This window comes from Virgisporangium ochraceum, assembly GCF_016863655.1.
In the GTDB taxonomy this organism is placed as follows: Bacteria; Actinomycetota; Actinomycetes; order Mycobacteriales; family Micromonosporaceae; genus Virgisporangium; species Virgisporangium ochraceum.
The window spans coordinates 13,667-37,726 of the sequence record NZ_BOPH01000154.1 but is presented as its reverse complement, the minus strand read 5'-3'; the positions used below and the strand labels follow the sequence as shown (position 1 = coordinate 37,726).

Genomic DNA, 24,060 nt, shown 5'->3' with positions numbered 1-24,060 from the left:
CGCGCCCCGCCTGGTCAGGGCCGGAAACGCGGCCACCGACGAGGGGCCGGTGTTCGCCCCGGACGGCACCGTACTGATCACCGGGTCGGCGGCCGGGCTCGGCGGGATCGTCGCGCGGCACCTGGCCCGCGCTCACGCGGTCACCAGGATGATCTTCCTGAGCCGCAGCGGCGCGGCCGCGACCGGCGCCACGGAACTCGCCGCCGACCTCGCCGCCCTCGGCACCGACCTGACGGTCGCCGCGTGCGACGTGGCCGACCGCGACGCGCTCGCCGCGGTGATCGACGGGGTCGCGCTGACCGCGGTCGTGCACACCGCGGCCGTGCTCGACGACGGCGTCATCGAGTCGATGCGGGCCGACCAGCTCGACCGCGCCGGCCGGCCGAAGATCGACGCGGTCGTGGCGCTGCACGAGGCGACCCGCGACCACGACCTGGCGGCGTTCGTGCTGTTCTCCTCGGTCGCCGGCGTGTTCGGCGGACCCGGACAGGGCAGCTACACCGCGACCAACGTCTACCTCGACGCGTTCGCACAGCACCGGCGCGCCGCCGGCCTCCCGGCCACGTCGCTGGCGTGGGGCCTGTGGGACGCCGAGGGCGGCATGGCCGGCCGCGCCGGTGGCACCGGCCTCAGCCGGGCCTCCCGCGGCGGCATCGTCGCGATGACCGAGGCGGAGGCGTGCGCGCTGCTCGACGCCGCGCTGCCGCGCGCCGAGGCGTTCCTCGTACCGGCACGGCTGGACCTCGGCGCGCTGCGGGCACAGGGCGAGGTGCCGCACCTGCTGCGGTCCCTGATCCGCACGCCGGTGCGCCCGACCCGCGCGAGCGCCGAAGCGACGACGGAGACCTTCGCCGACCGCTTCGCCGGCATGCCGGCCGCCGACCGCGACCGCGCGCTGCTCGACCTCGTGCGCACCCACACCGCGACCGTGCTCGGCCACGCCGGACCGGAGACGATCGGGTCGGGCAAGGCCTTCCAGGACCTCGGGTTCGACTCGCTGACCGCGGTCGAGCTGCGCAACCGGCTCAACGCGGCCACCGGGCTGCGGCTGCGCTCGGTGCTCGTCTTCGACTACCCGACACCGGCCGCGCTCGCCGCGCACCTGGGCGAGGAGCTGTTCCCCGACGGCGCAACCGATGGCGGACCCGACGACCAGGTGGTGGACGACGCGGAGCTGCGCCGTGCCATCGCCACCATCCCGATGGCCCGCCTGCGTGCGGAGGGCCTGCTCGACACCCTGGTCCGGCTCGCCCGGTCCGACGGCGGCGAGCCGGAACCGGCCGGCCCGGCCGACTCCATCGACGACTCCATCGACGACATGGACCTCGACAGCCTCGTGCAGATGGCTCTCGACGGCAACGAATCCTGACTGCGGAGAAGACGACGATGACTGCCTCGCCAGACAAGAAGGTCGTGGATGCCCTGCGGGCGTCGCTCAAGGAGGTCGAGCGCCTCAAGCGCCACAACCAGCAGCTCACCTCGGCGGCACACGAGCCGATCGCCATCGTGTCGATGAGCTGCCGGTTCCCCGGCGGCGTCCGCAGCCCCGAGGAGCTGTGGCGGCTGCTCGCCAGCGGACAGGACGCCGTCGGCGGCTTCCCCGCCGACCGCGGCTGGGATCTCGCCGACGGCGAGAGCGCCACCGCGGCCGGCGCGTTCCTCTACGACGCCGGGTACTTCGACCCCGCGTTCTTCGGGATCAGCCCGCGCGAGGCCCTGTCGATGGACCCGCAGCACCGGCTCCTGCTGGAGACGAGCTGGGAGGCGTTCGAGCGGGCCGGGATCGACCCGGCGACCCTGCGCGGCAGCCGCACCGGCGTCTTCGCCGGCACCAACGGCCAGGACTACGCCACGCTGATCCAGGACGTGCCCGAGGGCTCCGAGGGCTACTTCATGACCGGCATCGCCACGAGCGTGCTGTCCGGCCGGGTGTCGTACGTGTTCGGGTTCGAGGGCCCCGCGGTGTCGGTCGACACGGCGTGCTCGTCGTCGCTGGTCGCGCTGCACCTGGCCGTGCAGGCGCTGCGCCAGGGCGAGTGCTCGCTCGCGCTCGCCAGCGGCACGACCGTGATGGCCACGCCCGCCACGTTCGTCGAGATGACCCGGCAGGGCGGGCTGGCCTCCGACGGGAAGTGCAAGTCGTTCGCGTCGGCGGCCGACGGCACCGGCTGGGGCGAGGGCGTCGGGGTGCTGCTGCTGGAGCGCCTGTCCGACGCTCTCGCGGCCGGCCACCCGGTGCTCGCCGTCGTGCGCGGCACCGCGATCAACCAGGACGGCGCGTCCAACGGTCTCACCGCCCCGAACGGACCGTCGCAGCGCCGCGTCATCGCGCAGGCGCTCGCCAACGCGCAGCTCACCCCCGCCGACATCGACGCGGTCGAGGCGCACGGCACCGGGACCCGGCTCGGCGACCCGATCGAGGCCGAGGCGCTGCTCGCCGCGTACGGGCGCAACCGTCCCGCCGACCGGCCGCTGCGGCTCGGCTCGATCAAGTCGAACATCGGCCACACCCAGGCCGCCGCCGGCGTCGCCGGGGTCATCAAGATGGTCCTGTCGATGCGGCACGGCATGTTCCCGGCCACCCTGCACGTCGACGAGCCGTCGTCGCACGTCGACTGGTCGGGCGGCGCGGTCTCGCTGGTGACCGAGGCCGCCGAGTGGCCGGAGTACGACCGGCCGCGGCGCGCCGGTGTCTCGTCGTTCGGGGTCAGCGGGACCAACGCGCACGCGATCATCGAGCAGGCGCCGGCGCTTCCGGCGGGGCCTGCGCCGTCGCCGGTCGACGGGCCGCTGCCGTGGGTACTGTCGGCGAAGAGCGGTGCCGCACTGAGGGCACAGGCCGCGAAGCTGGCCGAGCACGTGCGCGGCACCGACGTCGACCTCGCCGCGACCGGCCACACGCTCGCCGCCGGGCGGGCGCGCTTCGCCCACCGCGCGGTGCTGCGCGCCGGCGACCGCGACGGGTTCCTCGCCGCCCTGGACGACCTCGCCGGCGGCGTTCCCGGCGCGGCCGTCACCGAAGGGTCGGTCGTCTCCGACGAGGGCGGGGTCGCGTTCGTCTTCCCGGGCCAGGGCTCGCAGTGGGCCGGCATGGCCGTGGACCTGCTCGACTCGTCGCCGGAGTTCGCCGCCAGCATGGCCGACTGCGAGCGGGCGCTCGCGCCGTTCACGGACTGGTCGCTCGTGGAGGTGCTGCGCGGCGGGGAGCCGCTGGAGCGCGTCGACGTCGTGCAGCCCGCGCTGTGGGCGGTGATGGTCTCGCTCGCCGCGCTGTGGCGTTCCCACGGCGTCGAGCCGACGGCGGTCGTCGGGCACTCGCAGGGCGAGATCGCCGCGGCCGTCGTCGCGGGTGGACTGTCCCTCGAGGACGGTGCGCGCGTGGTCGCCCTGCGCAGCCGGGCGCTGCTGGCGATCGCCGGCCGGGGCGGCATGGTGTCGGTGCCCCTGACGGTCGAGGAGCTGACCCCGCGGCTCGACGGGAGGCTGTCCGTCGCCGCGCTCAACGGTCCCCGCTCGATCGTCGTGTCCGGCGACCCAGGGGCGCTGGACGAGCTGCTCGCCGGCTGCGAGGCCGACGGCATCCGGGCCCGGCGCATCCCGGTGGACTACGCGTCGCACTCCGCGCACGTCGAGGCGATCGAAGACCGGCTGCGCGACCTCCTCGCCCCGGTGACCCCGCGCACCGGCACCGTGCCGTTCTACTCGACGGTCACCGGCGAGCCGATCGACACCGCCCGGCTCGACGGCGCCTACTGGTACCGCAACCTGCGCGGCACCGTGCTGTTCGAGCCGGCCGTGCGGGCGCTGCTCGCCCACGGCCACCGCTTCTTCGTCGAGGCCAGCCCGCACCCGGTGCTCACCGTCAGCGTGCAGGAGAGCATCGACGACACGCAGGCCCCGGCGGTCGCCGTCGGGACGCTTCGCCGCACCGAGGGCGGCCGCGACCGCTTCCTCACCGCGCTCGCCGAGGCGCACGTGCACGGTGTGCCGGTCGACTGGACGCACGCGACCGGCACCGGCCGCGCCGACCTGCCCACCTACGCGTTCCAGCGCGACCTGTACTGGCCCGCGGCGCCGGCCGCGACCGACGCCGCACCCTCCACAGTGGACGCTCCGTTCTGGGACGCCGTGGAGCGCGCCGACGCCGCCGGGCTCGCCGGCACCCTCGACCTGAGCGACGCCTCCGCGCTGGAGAGCGTGCTCCCGGCGCTCGCGTCGTGGCGGCGCCAGCAGCGCGACCGGTCGGCCGTCGACACCTGGCGGTACCGCATCACCTGGCGCCCGCTGCGTGCCGGCGCGGCCGCGACCCCCGACGGGTCCTGGCTGCTGGTGCGGCCGACCGGCCTCGCCGAGGGTGACACGCTCGCCGCGGCGCTGTCCGCCGGCGGCGCGGAGGTCACCGTCGTCGACGTCGACGCGGAGACCGGCGGGCGGGCCGCCCTCGCCGACCTGCTGCGCGGGATGCCGCCGGTGGCGGGTGTGCTGTCGCTGCTCGCGTTCGACGAGCGGCCGTACCCGGAGCACCCGTCCGTGCCGTCGGCGGTCGCGCTGACCGTCGTGCTCGCGCAGGCGCTCGAGGACGCCGGCGTGGACGCGCCGCTGTGGCTGCTCACCCGCGGTGCCGTCGGCACCGGCCCCGGCGACCCGCTGACCAGCCCGGAGCAGGGCCAGGTCTGGGGGCTGGGCCGGGTCGTCGGGCTGGAGCGTCCCGACAGCTGGGGCGGCCTGGTCGACCTGCCGCCGGTTATCGACGAGCGGGCCCTGGGTCGGCTGCTCACCCTCCTCGCCGAGCGCGGCACCGAGGACCAGGTCGCGATCCGCGCGTCCGGGACGTTCGGCCGGCGCATGGTCCGCGCGACGTTGCGGTCGGGGCCGACCTGGCGCACCAGCGGCACCGCCCTCGTGACCGGCGGCACGGGTGCACTGGGTGCGCACGTCGCCCGCTGGCTCGCCGGCGCGGGTGCCGAACACCTCGTGCTCACCAGCCGCAGCGGGTCCGACGCACCCGGCGTCGCCGACCTGGTCGCCGAGCTGGCCGACCTCGGCGCGCGCCGGGTCTCCGTCGAGGCCTGCGACATGGCCGACCGCGACGCGGTCACCGCGCTGCTGGCCCGCATCGACGACGCCGACACCCCGCTGCGCACCGTGGTGCACACCGCCGGCGTGGTGAGCTCGGCGCCGCTGGGCGACACCGACCTCGCCGAGTTCGCCCGGCTCGCCGCCGCCAAGGCGGCCGGCGCCCGGCACCTCGACGAGCTGACCGACGAGCTGCTCGGCGGCCGCGCCCTCGACGCGTTCGTGCTGTTCTCCTCCAACGCCGGCGTGTGGGGCGGCGGCGGGCAGTCCGCGTACGCGGTCGCCAACACCTACCTCGACGGGCTCGCCGAGCGCCGGCGCGCCCGCGGCCTCGCCGCCACCGCGGTGGCGTGGGGCGCCTGGGGCGGCGGCGGCATGGCGACCGTCGGCGACTCGGCCGACCAGCTGCGCCGCCGCGGCGTGCGTGCCATGCGGCCCGAGCTGGCGATCGCCGCGCTGCAGCAGGCCCTCGACGCCGACGAGACGTTCCTCGCCGTCGCCGACATGGACTGGGAGCGGTTCGTCCCCACGTTCACGCTGGCCCGCCCGCGTCCGCTGATCGAGGACATCCCCGAGGTGCGGCGCATCCTCGACGCCGCCGCGGAAAGCGGACCGGACTCCGGTGACTCGGCGCTGGTGCAGCGCCTCGCCGGCCGCTCGGAGGCCGAGCAGACCCGGGCCGTGCTCGACCTCGTGCGGACCCACGCCGCGGCCGTCCTCGGCCACACCGGCACCGACGCGGTGGCGCCGCAGCAGGCGTTCCGGGAGCTGGGCTTCGACTCGCTGACCGGCGTGGAGTTCCGCAACCGGCTGGTGGCCGCCACCGGGCTGCGGCTGCCCGCCACGATCGTGTTCGACCACCCCACCCCGACGGCGCTCGCGCGTCACCTCCGCGGCGAGCTGTTCGGGTCCACCGACAGCCTGACGACGGACACCGAGTTGACGACGGCGGCCCACGCCGACGAGCCGATCGCGATCGTCGGCATGAGCTGCCGGCTGCCCGGCGGCGTCGACACGCCCGACGACCTGTGGCGGGTGCTGCGCGACGGCGTCGACGCGATCGGCGAGTTCCCCACCGACCGCGGCTGGGACGTCGCCAACCTCTACGACCCGGACCCCGACAACCCCGGCACCACCCACTCGCGCGAGGGCGGCTTCGTCTACAACGCCAGCGAGTTCGACCCGGCGTTCTTCGGCATCTCCCCGCGCGAGGCCGTGGCGATGGACCCGCAGCAGCGGCTGCTACTGGAGTCGAGCTGGGAGGCGTTCGAGCGGGCCGGCATCGACCCGCGGTCGGCGCGCGGCTCGCGCACCGGCGTGTTCGTCGGCGCGCCGTACTCCGCGTACGGCGGCGACCTCGACGAGGCGCCGGAAGGCGCCGACGGCTACCTGTTCACCGGCAACTCGCCGAGCGTCATGTCCGGCCGGGTCGCCTACACGATGGGCCTGGAGGGTCCGGCGGTGTCGGTCGACACGGCCTGCTCCTCGTCGCTGGTCGCGCTGCACCTCGCCGTGCAGGCGCTGCGGCAGGGCGAGTGCGACGCGGCCCTCGCCGGCGGCGCCCTCATCATGTCCTCGCCCGGCGCGCTCATCGAGTTCAGCCGGCTTCGGGCGCTGTCGCCCGACGGGCGCTGCCGCGCCTTCGGCGCCGGCGCCGAAGGCACCGGCTGGGCCGAGGGTGTCGGCGTGGTGCTGATCGAGCGGCTGTCGGACGCGGTCGCGGCCGGGCACCCGGTGCTGGCCGTGATCCGGGGCACCGCGATCAACCAGGACGGCGCGTCCAACGGGCTCACCGCGCCCAACGGCGCGGCGCAGCAGCGGGTGATCCGCGCGGCGCTCGCCAACGCCGGACTGTCCACCGCCGACGTCGACGTGGTCGAGGCGCACGGCACCGGCACCACGCTGGGCGACCCGATCGAGGCGCAGGCGGTGCTCGCCACCTACGGGCAGAACCGGCCCGAACCTGTGCGGCTGGGCTCGCTCAAGTCGAACATCGGCCATGCGCAGGCCGCGTCGGGCGTCGCCGGCGTCATAAAAATGGTGCTGGCGCTGCGCAACGACCTCATGCCGCGCACGCTGCACGCCGAGGAGCCGTCGCCGCACATCGACTGGACCGCCGGCGCCGTGGAGCTGCTCTCCGAGGCGCGGCCGTGGCCGCGCAACGGCCGGGTGCGCCGGGCCGGGGTCTCCTCGTTCGGCGGCAGCGGCACGAACGCGCACCTGATCCTGGAGGAGGCGCCGGAGTCTGCCCCCGTCGACCAAGCTGCGCCCGCGCTGTTCGAGGGTGCGGCGCCGGTGGCGTGGCCGCTGTCCGGCCGGGGCGAGGCCGCGCTGCGCGACCAGGCCGCGAACCTGTCCACTGTGGACGCCGACGCGGCGGACCTCGGGCTGTCGCTGGCCGGGCGGGCGGCGTTGGAGAGCCGGGCCGTCGTGCTGGAGGAGTCCGGCCTCGCGGCGCTCGCCGCCGGCGAGCGGTCGTCGTTCGTCGTCAGCGGCACCGCGCCCGGCGCCGACCGGGACGTGGCGTTCGTGTTCCCCGGCCAGGGGTCGCAGTGGGTCGGCATGGCGGTCGAGCTGGCCGCGGTGTCGCCGGTGTTCCGGCGGGAGCTGGAGGCGTGCGGGCACGCGCTCGCCCCGTACGTGGACTGGTCGCTCGACGAGGTGCTGTCCGACGCCGATGCGCTGGAGCGCGTCGACGTCGTGCAGCCGGTGCTGTTCGCGGTGATGGTCTCGCTGGCCGCGTTGTGGCGGGCGGCCGGCGTGGAGCCCGGCGCCGTCGTGGGCCACTCGCAGGGCGAGATCGCCGCCGCGGTCGTCGCGGGTGGGCTGTCGCTGGAGGACGGCGCCCGCGTGGTCGCGCTGCGCTCGCGGCTGCTGGCCGAGGAGCTGGCCGGCACCGGCGGCATGGTGTCGGTGCCCCTGCCGGCCGGCGAGGCGGGCGAGCTGATCGGCGGCTGGGACGGTCGGCTGACGATCGCCGCCGTCAACGGCCCGACCCAGGTCGTCGTCGCGGGCGACGCGGAGGCCGTCGCCGGGCTGCTGGAGGAGTGCGTGCGCCGGGACGTGCGCGCGCGGAGGATCGCGGTGGACTACGCGTCGCACTCGCCGCTCGTGGAGCCGGTCCGCGACCGGCTGATCGAGGACCTGGCCGGGCTCGCACCGACCACCGCCGCGGTGCCGTTCTACTCGACGCTCACCGGCGGCCTGCTCGACACCGCCGGCCTCGACGCCGGCTACTGGTACCGCAACCTGCGCGAGCCGGTGCGGCTCGACGGGGCCGTGCGGGCCATGCTCGACGACGGGTTCGACGCGTTCGTGGAGACCAGCGCGCACCCGGTGCTGACCGCGGCGGTGCAGGCGATCGCCGAGGACCGGGACCTCGATGTCCTGTCGACCGGCACGCTGCGCCGCGGGCACGGCGGGCCGGAGCGGTTCGTCGCCTCGATGGCACAGGCGTGGACCGGCGGCGTGGCCGTCGACTGGCCGGTGCTGTTCGCCGGCGCGTCCCGCGTCGACCTGCCGACCTACGCGTTCCAGCGGGACCGGTACTGGCTGGAGGCACCGGCGCGCACCGCACCGGCCCGCACCGGACAAGCCGGCGCCGACCCGGTCGACGCGGAGTTCTGGGCGGCCGTCGAGCACGGCGACCTCAGCTCGCTCGCCGAGTCGCTGCGCGTGGAGAGCGCGGCCCTGGAGGGCGTGCTGCCGGCGCTGGCTTCGTGGCGGCACGGCCGCCGGCAGGAGTCCACACTGGACGGTTGGCGGTACCGGGAGTCGTGGAAGCCGGTCACCGACCTCGCGCCGGCCCGGCTGTCCGGGCGGTGGCTGGTGGTGTCGTCGGGACCCTCGGAGGTGCACGACGTGCTCGCCGCCCACGGCGCCGACGTCGTCCCGGTCACCACGGCGGCCCGCGACCGCGGCGACCTGGCCGCCGCGGTGGCCGCGCACTGCGCCGACGTGGCGGGCGTGGTGTCGCTGCTGTCCCTCGACGGTGCCGACGGCCTCGCCGCGACGACGGCACTCGTGCAGGCCCTCGGCGACGCCGGTATCGAGGCGCCGCTGTGGTGCCTGACCCGCGGCGCCGTGTCGGTGGGCCGGTTCGACCCGCTGACCGGGCTGCGCCAGGCGATGGTGTGGGGCCTCGGCCGGGTCGCGGCCCTGGAGCACCCCGACCGCTGGGGCGGCCTGCTCGACCTGCCGGACGTGCTCGACGAGCGCGCCGGCCGGCGGCTCGTCTCCGCTCTCAACGGGACCGAGGACCAGGTGGCGCTGCGCGCCAACGGCGTGTTCGCCCGCCGGTTCGTGCGCGCCCCGCTCGACGGACGCGAGCCGCAACGGCAGTGGCGGCCGTCGGGGACGGTGCTGGTCACCGGCGGAACCGGCGCGATCGGCGCCCGGCTGGGCCGCTGGCTCGCCGCGAACGGCGCCGACCACGTCGTGCTCACCAGCCGCCGCGGCATGGCCGCGCCCGGCGCCGCCGACCTCGTCGCGGACCTCGCGGCGCTCGGCGCCCGCGCGTCGGTGGTCGCCTGCGACATGGCCGACCGCGACGCCGTCGCCGCGCTGCTCGCGCAGCACCCGCCGACCGCGGTGCTGCACGCCGCCGTGGTGCTCGACGACGGCATCCTCGACGCGTTGACCCCCGACCGGTTCGCGCCGGTGCTGCGGGCCAAGGCCGACGCCGCGGACCACCTGCACGAGCTCACCGCCGGGCTCGACCTGTCGGCGTTCGTGCTGTTCTCGTCGGCGTCGGGCATGTTCGGCAACCCCGGGCAGGCCAACTACGCGGCCGCCAACGCCTACCTCGACGCGCTCGCGCTGCGGCGCCGGCAGGACGGCCTGCCGGCCACGTCGGTCGCGTGGGGCGCGTGGGCCGGCGGCGGCAGCGCCGACGGCGAGACCGGCGACCGGCTGCGCCGCCGCGGCGTGCCCGGCATGGACCCGGACCTCGCGATCTCCGGCCTGCAGCAGGCCCTGGACCACGACGACGCGTACATCGCGATCGCCGACATCGACTGGGAGCTGACGTACCCGCGGATCACCGCCGCCCGCCCGAGCCCGCTGATCCTCGACATCCCCGAGGTCCAGCGGATCCTCGCCGGACCGGTCACCGCATCCACCACCGGTGCGCCCGCCGCCCCGGCACAGGGCATCGCCGGGCTGCCGGAGGCCGAGCGCGCCGCCGCGATGCTCGACCTGGTGCGCGCGGAGGCCGCCGCCGTGCTCGGCTTCGCCTCGTCCGACGCCGTCGAGCCCGGCCGGGCGTTCCGGGAGCTGGGCTTCGACTCGCTGACCGCGGTGGAGCTGCGCAACCGGCTCGCCGCCGTCACCGGGCAGCGGCTGCCGGCCACGCTCGTCTTCGACCACCCGACCCCGACCGCGCTCAGCCGGTTCCTGCTCTCCCAGCTGCCGGGCGCGACGATCGCGACCGACGCGGGCGCGCCGGTGCCGGTCGCGGCGGTGACCGACGACCCGATCGTCATCGTGGGCATGGCGTGCCGGTTCCCCGGCGGCGTCGAGACCCCCGAGGACCTGTGGGACCTGGTCGCCGCGGGCCGCGACGCCATCGGCGGCTTCCCGACCGACCGCGGCTGGGACCTCGACGGCCTGTTCCACCCCGACCCGGACCACCCCGGCACCACCACCTCGCAGGAGGGCGCGTTCCTCTACAACGCCAGCCGGTTCGACCCGGGCTTCTTCCGGATCAGCCCGCGCGAGGCCCTCGCGATGGACCCGCAGCAGCGGCTGCTGCTGGAGACCGCGTGGGAGGCGTTCGAACGCGCGGGGATCGACCCCACGTCGCTGGGCGGCCAGCGGGCCGGTGTCTACGTCGGCAACACCGGACAGGCCTACACGAGCCTGCTCGCCGGCGTCGGCGAGGAGGTCGAGGGGTACGTCCTCACCGGCAACACGTCCAGCGCGCTGTCCGGGCGCATCGCGTACCTGCTCGGGCTGGAGGGCCCGGCGGTCACCGTCGACACCGCGTGCTCCTCGTCGCTGGTGGCGCTGCACCTCGCCGTCCAGGCGCTGCGGCAGGGTGAGTGCACGATGGCGCTCGCGGGCGGGGTCACGGTGCTGTCGACGCCGGCCGGGTTCGTCGAGTTCAGCCGCCAGCGCGGCCTCGCCTCCGACGGCCGCTGCAAGTCGTTCGCGGCCGGCGCCGACGGCACGGGCTGGGGCGAGGGCGTCGGCATGCTGCTCCTGGAGCGGCTGTCCGAGGCGCGCCGCAACGGCCACCCGGTGCTGGCGGTCGTGCGTGGCTCCGCGGTGAACCAGGACGGTGCGTCGAACGGGTTGACGGCTCCGAACGGACCGGCGCAGCAGCGGGTCATCCGCCAGGCGCTGGCCAGCGCGGGTCTGTCCACTGTGGACGTCGACGCGGTCGAGGCGCACGGCACCGGCACGGTGCTGGGCGACCCGATCGAGGCGCAGGCGATCATCGCCACCTACGGTCAGGACCGGCCGGCCGACCGGCCGGTGCGGCTGGGCGCGCTCAAGTCGAACATCGGTCACACCCAGGGCGCGGGCGGGGTCGCCGGCGTCATCAAGATGGTGCTGGCGCTGCGCCACGACCTGCTGCCGCGGACGCTGCACGTCGACGAGCCGTCCCCGCACGTCGACTGGACCGCCGGCGCCGTCGAGCTGCTCACCGACGCGGTGGAGTGGCCGCGGTCCGACCGGCCGCGCCGCGCGGGCGTCTCCGCGTTCGGCATCAGCGGGACCAACGCGCACACCATCATCGAGGAGGCGCCGGCGGAGGAGCCGGCGCCGGCACAGGCCGCGGACCCGGCCGCGGTGGTTCCGTGGCTGCTGTCCGGGTCGACCGTCGAGGCGGTCCGCGAGCAGGCCGCCCGCCTGCACGCCCGGCTGGCGGCGGGGGAGACCCCGCACCCGTGGGACGTCGCGTACTCGTTGGCCACCACCCGCGCCGCGCTCGCCGAGCGGGCCGCCGTCGTCGCCGCGGGCGCCGAGGACCTGCTCGCCGGACTCGCGGCGATCGCCGCCGGCGACACCGGGCCGGGCGTGCTGACCGGCGCGCCGACCCGCGGCCGGCTGGCGTTCCTGTTCACCGGCCAGGGCTCGCAGCGGCCCGGGATGGGCCGCGGCCTCTACGAGGCGTACCCGGTGTTCGCCGACGCGTTCGACGCCGCCTGCGCCCACCTCGACGGCCCGGTGCGGGAGGTCGTCTTCGGCGCCGACGCCGACGTTCTCGCCCAGACGGTGAACACGCAGATGGGCCTGTTCGCGGTGCAGGTGGCCCTGTTCCGCCTCCTGGAGTCATGGGGTGTCACGCCGAACCACCTGATCGGCCACTCGATCGGCGAGGTGGCGGCGGCGCATGTGGCCGGGGTCCTGTCCCTGGAGGACGCTGCGACGTTGGTCAGTGCCCGTGGCCGGCTGATGCAGGCGCTCCCCTCCGGTGGGGCGATGGTCTCCGTGCAGGCCTCGGAAGAAGAGGTGCTGCCGCTGCTGGCCGGGAACGTCGGGATCGCGGCCGTGAACGGGCCCCGGTCCGTCGTCGTGTCCGGTGAGGAGGAGGCCGTCCTGGCCGTCACCGCCGGGTTCAAGGCCAGGCGGCTCACGGTGAGCCACGCGTTCCACTCACCTCTGATGGAGCCGATGCTCGACGGGTTCCGCCGCGTCGTCGACAGGCTCGGCTTCCGGGCGCCGGTCATTCCGATCGCGGCCTCCGGTGACGTGACGGACCCGGAGTACTGGGTGAGCCATGTCCGCGACGCGGTGCGGTTCCACGACAACATGACGACCCTCGAAGCCGCCGGGGTCACCACGTACCTGGAGCTCGGCCCCGATGGGGTGCTCTCCGCGATGGGGCAGCACTGCGTCGACGGCGGCGAGTTCCTGCCGATGCTGCGGCGTGAGCGCGACGACGCGTCGACAAGTGTCTGCGCCGTGGCTGCGCTGCACGTGCGCGGGATCGCCGTCGACTGGGCGGCCGTGCTCGCCGGTGGGCGCCGGATCGACCTGCCCACCTACGCCTTCCAGCGGCAGCGGTTCTGGCCCGACGCCGTCGCGGCCACGCCCGCCGACGGTGCGGAGACGATCGCGGCCGACGAGGTCGACACGCGGTTCTGGTCGGCCGTCGAGAACGGCGACCTGGACTCCCTGGCCGACACGCTCGACCTCGACAGCACGGCGCTGACCGACGTGCTCCCCGCCCTGTCGTCGTGGCGGCGCGGGCGGCGCCAGCAGTCCACTGTGGACAGCTGGCGGTACCGGGTCACGTGGACGCCGCTCACCGACGTCGCCGCGGCGACCCTCAGCGGCACCTGGCTGCTCGCGGGCGACGGGGCCGAGGTCGCCGACGCGCTGTCGGCGCACGGCGCCCGGGTCGTGCCGGTGGAGGCCGGCACCATCGGCGAACTGCGCGCTACCGACGTCGCCGGGGTCGTCTCGCTGCTGGACCTCGCCGCAACGGTCGCCCTGTACCGGGCCCTCGGCGACGCCGGCGTGGACGCGCCCCTGTGGTCGCTGACCCGCGGCGGCGTCTCGGTCGGACCGGCCGACGCGCTCACCGACGCCATCCGGGCGATGGTCTGGGGTCTGGGACGGGTCGCCGCCCTGGAGACGCCGCACCGCTGGGGCGGCCTCGTCGACCTCCCGCCGGTGCTCGACCGGCGCGCCGCCGCACGCCTCGTCGCGGCCCTCACCGGCACCGACGGCGAGTCGGAGCTGGCGATCCGGCCCTCCGGCGTCTTCGCCCGCCGCCTGGTGCGGGCGCCCCTCGCGGCCGGGGCGACCGCGTGGCGGCCGGCCGGCACGGTGCTGGTCACCGGCGGCACGGGTGCCCTCGGCGCCGAAGTGGCCCGCTGGCTGGTCCGCGAGGGCGCCGACCGGGTCGTGCTCACCAGCCGGCGCGGCGCGGCCGCGCCCGGCGCCGGCGACCTGCTCGCCGAGCTCGGCGACCGGGTGACCATCGAGGCCTGCGACGTCGGCGACTGCGACGCCGTGGCCGCGCTGCTGGACCGGTACCCGCCGGACGCCGTCGTCCACACCGCCGGCGTGCTCGACGACGGGCTGCTCGACGGGCTCACCCCCGAGCGGATCGACGCGGTGCTGCGGCCGAAGGCCGACGCGGCCCGTCACCTGCACGAGCTCACCCTCGACCGCGACCTGACCGCGTTCGTCCTGTTCTCGTCGGTCTCCGGCACGTTCGGCAGCCCCGGACAGGGCAACTACGCCGCCGCGAACGCCTACCTCGACGCGCTGGCGCAGCAGCGCCGGCACGCCGGCCTCGTCGCCACCTCGATCGCCTGGGGGACGTGGGGCGGCGGCGGGATGGCCAGCGGCGACGCGGTGGAGCAGCGGGTCCGGCGCGGCGCGCTGCCGCCGATGGACCCGGTGCTGGCGGTCACCGCGATGGCGCGCGCGGCCGGCACCGCCGACGCGTGCGTCACCATCGCCGACATCGCGTGGGACCGGCTCGTCGCCGACCTCACGCTGGCAAGGCCCACCCGGCTCCTCGCCGACCTGCCCGAGGCCCGACCGGCCGCAGGGCCCGCGGCGACGCAGGCGGAACCGGAGACCCCGCTGCGCCAGCGGCTCGACGGGCTCACCGGCGCCGAACGCGACCGCGCCCTGCTCGACCTCGTCCGCACGCAGGTGGCGACCGTTCTCGGGTACGCCGGCCCGGAGCACATCGGCGCCGACCGGCCGTTCCAGGACCTCGGCTTCGACTCGTTGACGTCGGTCGAGCTGCGCAACCGGCTCGGCGCGCTGACCGGTCTCCGGCTGGCCGCCACCGTCGTGTTCGACCACCCGACCCCGCTGGCGCTGGCGGCGCACCTCAGCGCGGAGGTCGGCGGACCGGCCCGCGTCATCGAGGGCACGGTCGCCGCGCGACACGACGACGAGCCGATCGCGATCGTCGCGATGGGCTGCCGGTTCCCCGGCGGTGTCCGGTCGCCGGAGGACCTGTGGCGGCTGCTGGTCGACGGCGTCGACGGCATCGACGCGATCCCCACCGACCGCGGCTGGGACGCCCTCGACGACGCGGTGACCGGCGCCGGCTGGCAGGGCGGCTTCGTCTACGACGCGGGCACGTTCGACGCCGACTTCTTCGGCATCTCGCCGCGCGAGGCCCTCGCGATGGACCCGCAGCAGCGGCTGCTGCTGGAGACCACCTGGGAGACCGTCGAACGGGCCGGCATCCCGGTGCCGGCCCTGCGCGGCAGCCGGACCGGCGTGTTCGCCGGCACCAACGGCCAGGACTACCCGGTGCTCCTGCAACGCGCCGCCGACGACGTCAGCGGCCACCTCGGCACCGGCAACGCCGCCGCCGTGGTGTCCGGACGTCTCGCCTACACGCTGGGCCTGGAGGGTCCCGCGGTCACCGTCGACACGGCGTGCTCGTCGTCGCTGGTGGCCCTGCACCTCGCCGTGCAGGCGCTGCGGCAGGGCGAGTGCGACCTGGCCCTGGCCGGCGGCGTCACCGTGATGTCCTCGCCCGGCACGTTCGCCGAGTTCGCGCGGCAGGGCGGCCTGGCCGCCGACGGGCGCTGCAAGGCGTTCGGCGCGGGCGCCGACGGCACGAGCTGGGGTGAGGGCGTGGGCATGCTGCTCGTCGAGCGGCTGTCGGACGCCCAGCGCAACGGCCACCCGGTGCTCGCCGTGGTCCGCGGCAGCGCGGTCAACCAGGACGGCGCGTCCAACGGTCTGACCGCTCCGAACGGACCCGCGCAGCAGCGGGTCATCCGCCAGGCGCTGGCGAACGCCGGGCTGTCCACAGTGGACATCGACGCGGTCGAGGCGCACGGCACCGGCACGAGGCTCGGCGACCCCATCGAGGCACAGGCCCTGCTCGCCACCTACGGCCAGAACCGGGACGAGCCGCTGTGGCTCGGCGCGGTGAAGTCCAACCTCGGGCACACGCAGGCCGCCGCCGGCGTCGCCGGGGTCATCAAGATGGTGCTCGCGGTGCGGCACGGCACCCTGCCGCGGACCCTGCACGCCGACGAGCCGTCGCCGCACGTGGACTGGTCGGCCGGCGCGGTCGAACTGCTCACCGAGGCGCGGCCCTGGCCGGAGACCGGCCGCCCGCGCCGGGCCGGCGTGTCGGCGTTCGGCATGAGCGGCACCAACGCCCACACCATCATCGAGCAGGCGCCGGCGCTCCCGCCGGCGGTCGAGGCCGACCGCACCGAACCGCCGGTGCTGCCGTGGCTGTTCTCCGCACGCGGCGACGTGGCGCTGACGGCGCAGATGGCGCGGCTGGACCGGCACCGGGTCGACCGGATCGACCTCACCGACCTCGACGTCACGTACTCCCTCGCCACGAGCCGCACGGTGCTGGAGCACCGGGCCGCGGTCGTCGGCGGCGCGACGCTGCGTGGCAGCGGCGAGGCCGGTCCGGTGGCGTTCCTGTTCACCGGCCAGGGTTCGCAGCGTCCCGGCATGGGCCGCGAGCTGTACGACGCGTACCCGGTGTTCGCCGGGGCGTTCGACGCCGTGTGCGCGCAGCTGGACCTGCACCTCGACCGGCCGATCCGCGACGTCGTCTTCGGCGACGACCCCGAGCTTCTCGCGCGGACCGTGTACACGCAGACCGGGCTGTTCGCGGTCGAGGTGGCGCTGTTCCGGCTCCTGGAGTCGTGGGGCATCAGGCCGGACTACCTGGTGGGCCACTCGATCGGCGAGCTGGCCGCCGCGCACGTGGCCGGGGTCCTGTCGCTGTCCGACGCGGCGACGCTGGTCGCCGCGCGGGGCCGGTTGATGCAGGCGTTGCCGGCCGGTGGGGCGATGGTGTCGGTGCAGGCCTCCGAGGAGGAGGTGCTGCCGCTGCTCGACGGGCTGGAGGCGAGCGTCAGCATCGCCGCCGTCAACGGGCCGCGGTCGGTGGTCGTCTCCGGCGACGAGGACGAGGTTCTCGCCGTGACCGCCGGATTCAAGGCGAAGCGGCTCACCGTGAGCCACGCGTTCCACTCGCCGCTGATGGCCGACATGCTCGACGAGTTCTTCGAGATCGCCTCCGGGCTGACCTTCCACCCGCGGGAGATCCCCGTGATGGCGAACCTCGAGGGCGACCTCTGCACCCCGGAGTACTGGGTGCGGCACGTCCGCGAGGCCGTGCGCTTCCACGACGGCATGAAGGCCCTCGAAGCCGCCGGCGTCCGCACGTTCGTCGAGGTCGGGCCCGACGGTGTGCTCTCGGCGATGGGACCGGCGTGCGTGCGCGACGGCGAGTTCCTGCCGGTGCTGCGCCGCGGGCGCGCGGAGCCGCTGACCGCGGTGACCGCGCTCGCCGGGCTGCACGTGCGCGGCGTCACCGTCGACTGGGCGGCGTTCTTCGCCGGCTCCGGCGCGACCCGCGTCGACCTGCCCACCTACGCGTTCCAGGGCCGCCGTTACTGGCCCGAGCCGGCCGTCACCGTCGACACCGCCGCGGACCCGGCCGACGCCCGGTTCTGGGCGGCCGTCGAGAGCGGCGACGTCGCCTCGCTCGCCGGCACGCTGGACGCCGACGCGGACGCCGTCGGCGGGCTGCTGCCCGCCCTCGCCGGCTGGCGGCGCGGCCGCCGCGAACAGTCCACCGTGGACTCCTGGCGGTACCGGATCAGCTGGAAGCCGCTGCCCGTACCGACCGGCGCCACCCTCACCGGCACCTGGCTGCTGGTCGCACCGGCCGGCGCCGGCGGCGACGTCGCGATCGGCCTGGCCGAGAACGGCGCCGAGGTTCACCAGCTCGACGCGGGTGACCGGGCCACGCTCGCCACGCGGCTGGGTGGCCGGGCGGCCGACGGGGTCGTTTCCCTGCTCGACCTCGCCGGCACGCTCGCCCTCGTGCAGGCGCTCGGTGACGCCGGCGTCGGCGCGCCCCTGTGGTGCCTGACCCGCGGCGCCGTGTCGACCGGACCCGCCGACGCGCCCGCCGACCCGGCACAGGCGCAGGTGTGGGGACTGGGCCGCGTCGTCGGCCTGGAGCACCCCGCCCGCTGGGGCGGCCTGGTCGACCTGCCCGTCACCTTCGACGAGCGGGCCGCGACCCGCCTCGCCGGGATCCTGGCCGGCGCGGCGGGCGGCGTTTCAGGCGACGAGGACCAGGTGGCGCTGCGCTCCACCGGAGCCTTCGTCCGCCGCCTGGTGCGCGCGGTGCCGGCGCCGGACACCACCGCCTGGCTGCCACGGGGAACCGTGCTGGTGACCGGCGGCACGGGCGGCATCGGCGCGCACGTGGCCCGCAAGCTGGCCGGCGGCGGCGTGGACCGCCTGGTGCTGACCAGCCGGCGTGGCCCCGACGCACCCGGCGCGGCCGAACTCGTCGCCGAGCTCACCGCGACCGGCGTCGACGTGAGCGTGGTCGCATGCGACGTCGCCGACCCCGACGCCGTCGCCGGCCTGCTGGCCGGCGAGACCGTCACCGCGGTCGTGCACGCCGCCGGCGTCGACGTGAACGTGCCGGTCGCCGGCACCACCGCCGAGCACCTCGCCGCGGTGTCCGCCGCCAAGGTCGACGGCGCCGAGACCCTCGACCGGGTCCTCGGCGACACCCCGCTCGACGCGTTCGTGCTCTTCTCCTCGATCGCCGGGGTCTGGGGCAGCGGCGGGCAGGCCGGGTACGCGGCCGCCAACGCCGCCCTCGACGCGCTCGCCGAACGGCGTCGCGCCCGCGGGCTCGCCGCGACCGCGGTGGCCTGGGGACCGTGGGACGGCGGCGGCATGGCCGCGGTCGACGGCGTCCGCGAGCACCTGGTGCGCCGCGGCCTGAACCCGATGGCACCCGGGCCGGCCCTCGCCGCGCTGTGGCAGGCGGTCGGCCGGGGCGAGACCGCCGTGACCGTCGTCGACGTCGACTGGGACCGCTTCGCGCCGTCGTTCTGCCTGGAGCGGGCCCGCCCGCTGATCGGCGACCTCCCGGAGGTGCGGGCGGCGCTGGCGACCGGGCCGGCGGGCGCGACCGGTCCGGCCGGGAACGCGCTGGCCGAGGCGCTGTCCGGGCTTCCGGCCGACGAGGCCGCCCGGGTGCTGCTGCGCACCGTGACCGACGCGGCGGCCGCCGTGCTCGGCTACTCCGCCGACCGGCGGATCGAGCCCGGTCGGGCGTTCAAGGACCTCGGGTTCGACTCGCTGACCGCGGTCGAGCTGCGCAACCGGCTCGCCGCCGACACCGGGCTGAGCCTGCCGGCGACCCTGGTGTTCGACTACCCGAACGCCCAGGTGCTGGCCGACCACCTGCGCGGCGAGCTGCTGGGCGGGGAGGCGGCCACGCAGGTCGTCACCGGCTCGGCCACCGACGATGACGACGCGATCGCGATCGTCGCGATGAGCTGCCGCTACCCCGGCGGCGTCCGCGGCCCCGAGGACCTGTGGGAGCTGGTCGCCGGTGGCGTCGACGCGATCGGCGGATTCCCCACCGACCGCGGCTGGGACGTCATCGACGACGGCGTGGAGAACTACGCCCGCCAGGGCGGCTTCCTCTACGACGCCGCGCTGTTCGACCCCGGCTTCTTCGGCATCTCCCCGCGCGAGGCCCTGGCGATGGACCCGCAGCAGCGCCTGCTGCTGGAGACCAGCTGGGAGGCGTTCGAGCGGGCCGGCCTCGACCCGGCGACGCTGCGCGGCAGCCGCACCGGCGTCTTCGCCGGCACCAGCGGCCAGGACTACGCGATCCTGCTGCAGCACGCCACCGAGGACGTGCGCGGGCACGCCGGCACCGGCAACGCCGCGGCCGTCGTGTCGGGCCGCATCGCCTACACCTTCGGGCTGGAGGGCCCGGCGGTGACCGTCGACACCGCGTGCTCGTCGTCGCTGGTCGCACTGCACCTGGCGGCGCAGGCGCTGCGGCAGGGCGAGTGCGACCTGGCCCTGGCCGGCGGCGTCACCGTGCTGTCGACGCCCGGCGGCTTCGCCGAGTTCGCCCGGCAGGGCGGCCTGTCGGCCAACGGCCGGTGCAAGTCCTTCGGCGCCGCCGCCGACGGCACCGGCTGGGGCGAGGGCGCCGGCATGCTGCTCGTCGAGCGGCTGTCGGACGCGCGGCGCAACGGCCACCCGGTGCTCGCGGTGGTCCGCGGCACGGCGGTGAACCAGGACGGCGCGTCCAACGGGCTCACCGCCCCGAACGGGCCGTCGCAGCAGCGGGTCATCCGGCAGGCGCTCGCGTCCGCCGGTCTGTCCACTGTGGACGTCGACGCCCTGGAGGCGCACGGCACGGGCACGAAGCTGGGCGACCCGATCGAGGCGCAGGCGATCATCGCCACGTACGGCCAGGACCGGCCCGCCGACCGGCCGCTGTGGCTCGGTTCGCTGAAGTCGAACATCGGGCACACGCAGGCCGCCGCCGGCGTCGCCGGGATCATCAAGATGGTCATGGCGATGCGCCACGGCGTGCTGCCGCGGACGCTGCACTCCGCGGTGCCGTCGCCGCACGTCGACTGGTCGGCCGGCGCGGTCGAACTGCTCGCCGACGCCGTCGACTGGCCGGAGACGGGACGGCCGCGCCGGGCCGGTGTGTCGGCGTTCGGGATCAGCGGCACCAACGCCCACGCGATCATCGAGCAGGCACCGGAGGAGCCGGCACCGGCGGCCACGCGGGTCGCCGAACCGGTCACCGACCTGCCCTGGGTGCTGTCGGGCACCGGCGAGGACGGGCTGCGGGCACAGGCCGAGCGGCTGCGCGCGCACCTGACCTCGGGCGGGGCGCTGGCCTCGCGGGACGTCGCGTTCTCCCTCGCCACCACCCGGGCGGCGCTGGAGCACCGGGCCGCGGTGGTCGGCTATAGCCAGGAGGAGGTGCTGCACGGGCTGGCCGCGCTGGCCCGCGGCGAGGCCGCGCCGGGCGTGGTGCGCGGCGGTCCGCAGGAGGGCCGTACGGCGTTCCTGTTCACCGGACAGGGCGCGCAGCGTCCCGGCATGGGCCGCGAGCTGTACGACGCCTACCCGGTGTTCGCCGACGCGTTCGACGCCGTCTGCGCCCACCTCGACGCCGGGATCAAGGAGATCGTCTTCGGTGCGGACGCGGATGTCCTCGCGCAGACGGTCCACACGCAGCAGGGCCTGTTCGCGCTGGAGGTGGCGCTGTTCCGGCTGATGGAGTCGTGGGGCGTGCGCGCGGACTACCTGATCGGCCACTCGATCGGCGAGCTCGCCGCCGCGCACGTGGCCGGGGTCCTCTCGCTGGAGGACGCGGCCCGGCTGGTCTCCGCGCGGTCCCGGCTGATGCAGGCGCTGCCCGCCGGCGGGGCGATGGTCGCGGTGCAGGCCTCCGAGGAGGACGTGCTGCCGCTGCTCGCCGGCGTCGAGGACCGGGTCAGCATCGCCGCTGTCAACGGTCCCCGCTCCGTGGTCGTCTCCGGCGAGGAGGACACGGTGCTGGCGGTCACCTCCGGGCTCAAGGCGCGGCGGCTCAACGTCAGCCACGCCTTCCACTCCCCGGCGATGGCCGGCATGCTCGACGAGTTCCACCGGGTCGCCGCGGACCTGACGTTCCACCCGCCGGTCATCCCGATCATGTCGAACTCGGACGGCGACCTCACCACGCCGGGGTACTGGGTGCGGCACGTCCGCGACGCGGTGCGCTTCTCCGACGGCATGAGGGCGCTCGAAGCGGCCGGGGTCACGACGTTCGTCGAGCTCGGCCCCGACGGCGTGCTGTCGGCGATGGGCCAGGCGTGCGTCGAGCGGGGCGAGTTCCTGCCGGTGCTGCGGGCCGGCCGCCCCGAACCGACCACGGCGGTGACCGCGATGGCCGCGCTGCACCTGCGCGGGGTCGCCGTGAACTGGGCCGCGTTCTTCGCCGGCACCGGCGCGACCCGGGTCGACCTGCCCACCTACGCCTTCCAGCGCAAGCGGTACTGGCCGATCGCGCAGCCGCCGGTCGCCGACGCCGTGCTGGTCGACCCGGTCGACGCCCGGTTCTGGGAGGCCGTGGAGCGCGAGGACCTCGACTCCCTCGCCGGCACCCTGGACGTGCCCGGCGACGCCCCGTTCAGCGAGGTGCTCCCGGTGCTCTCCGCGTGGCGGCAGGGCCGGCGCCGGCGCTCGACGGTCGACCAGTGGCGCTACCGCGTCACCTGGAAGCCGCTCACGATCCCGGCCGGCGCCACGCTCGACGGCACGTGGCTGCTCGTGCTGCCCACCGGGCAGGCCGACCATCCGACCGTCACGGCGGTCACCAGCGCGCTGCGGCGGGCCGGCGCCACCGCGTCCCCCGTCGAGCTGGACCCGGCGACGACCGACCTCACCGCGGTCACGGAGACGCTGCGGACGGCCGTGACCCACGCGCGGACCGTGACCGGCGTGCTCTCCCTCCTGGCCCTGGACATGGACCCGCACCCGGCGCACGCCGGGCTGCCCGTCGGGGTGGCGCTGACCGCCCTGCTGGAGCGCGCGCTGCCGGCCGAGCTGGACGCGCCGCTGTGGCTCACCACCCACCAGGGGGTGCGCACCGCCCACCACGACAGCACCGTGCTCCCGGAGCAGGCGATGGTCTGGGGCCTCGGCCGGGTCGTCGGGCTCGACCAGCCGCGCCGCTGGGGCGGCCTGGTCGACCTGCCGGCGACGCTCGACGAGTTCGCCCAGTCGCGGCTCGCCGGCATCCTCGCCAGCCCCGACGCGGAGGACCAGACGGCGCTGCGGCCCTCGGGCGTGCTCGGCCGGCGGCTGGTGCGGGCGGCGGCCGACGACAACGCCACCGCCTGGCGGCCACGCGGCACGGTGCTGGTCACCGGCGGCACCGGTGCCCTCGGCGCCGAGGTCGCGCGCTGGCTGGCCCGCAACGGCGCCGACCAGGTCGTGCTGACCAGCCGGCGCGGTGCCTACGCACCGGGCGCGATCGAGCTGGAGGACGAGCTGACCGGCCTCGGCGCCAAGGTCGTCCTCGCGGCCTGCGACGTGGCCGACCGCGCCCAGCTCGCCCGGCTGATCGAACAGGTCGAGGAGGACGGCGAGCAGATCCGGGCCGTCGTGCACACCGCCGGCGTGGCCGGGTCGGAGCTGCCGGGGCTCGCCGGGCTCGCCGACGTGCTGGCAGCCAAGACGGCCGGCGCGACGCACCTCGACGACCTGCTCGGCGACCGGCCGCTGGACGCGTTCGTGCTCTTCTCCTCGATCGCCGGGATCTGGGGCAGCGGCGGGGAAGGCGCCTACGCGGCGGCCAACGCCTACCTCAACGCGCTCGCGCAGCGCCGCCGGTCGCAGGGCCGGGTCGCGACCGCGATCGCGTGGGGCCCGTGGGCCGAGGCCGGCATGGCCGCCGGCGAGGGCGTCGGTGACCACCTGCGGCGGCGCGGCCTGCCGGCGATGGCGCCGGCCCTGGCCATCGACGCCCTGGAACGCACCCTCGGCGCCGACGAGACGTGCCTGGTGGTGGCCGACGTGGACTGGTCGCGGTTCGCGCCGAGCTTCACCGCCGCCCGGCACCGGCCGTTCATCGGCGACCTGCCGGAGGTGCGGCGGGCGCTGCACCCCGAGGCCGACGCGGTCGACGCCGGGTCGCCGGACGAGGTTCCGGCGTTCCTGGAGCGGATCGGCGGGCTCACCGCCGCCGAACGCGACCGGGCCGTGCTCGACCTGGTGCGCACGACCGCCGCCGACGTGCTCGGCTACGACGGGCCGGCCGGCGTCGAACCCGGCCGCGGGTTCCTCGCGCTCGGCTTCGACTCGCTCACGGCCGTCGAGCTGCGCAACCGGCTCACCGCGGCGACCGGTCTCCGGCTGCCGACCACGTTGATCTTCGACTATCCGACCCCCGACGCGCTCGCCGGCCAGCTGCGCACCGTGCTGGCACCGGCCGACGCCGACGGGGTGGCACCGGCGCTCGCCGAGGTCGACCGGCTCGAGGCCCGGCTCACCGGGCTGACGGTCGAGGGCGACGAACGCGACCGGATCACCGACCGGCTGCGGGCGCTCCTGGCGAGCTTCAGCGGCGGCCCGGTGCTCCTCGGCACCGACGACGACGAGCAGGACTCCCTGGAATCGGCCACCGCCGACGAGGTCTTCGACATCATCCACCGTGAGTTTGGAAGGTCCTAG

The 24,060-nt window shown here is 76.0% G+C and carries 1 protein-coding gene and 1 pseudogene (1 of these 2 running past the window's edge); both read left to right on the top strand.

Annotated elements, in window-relative coordinates:
- A pseudogene (locus Voc01_RS55085) lies at positions 1-1,369 on the top strand (type I polyketide synthase) (its annotated part extends 5,909 nt beyond the left edge of the window); the annotation flags it as partial.
- Positions 1,363-24,060 carry a type I polyketide synthase gene (locus Voc01_RS53860; RefSeq protein WP_445009840.1) on the top strand — a complete coding sequence of 7,566 codons (22,698 nt, stop codon included), beginning with the start codon at positions 1,363-1,365 and terminating at the stop codon, positions 24,058-24,060. The pseudogene Voc01_RS55085 and the gene Voc01_RS53860, both read left to right, overlap by 7 nt.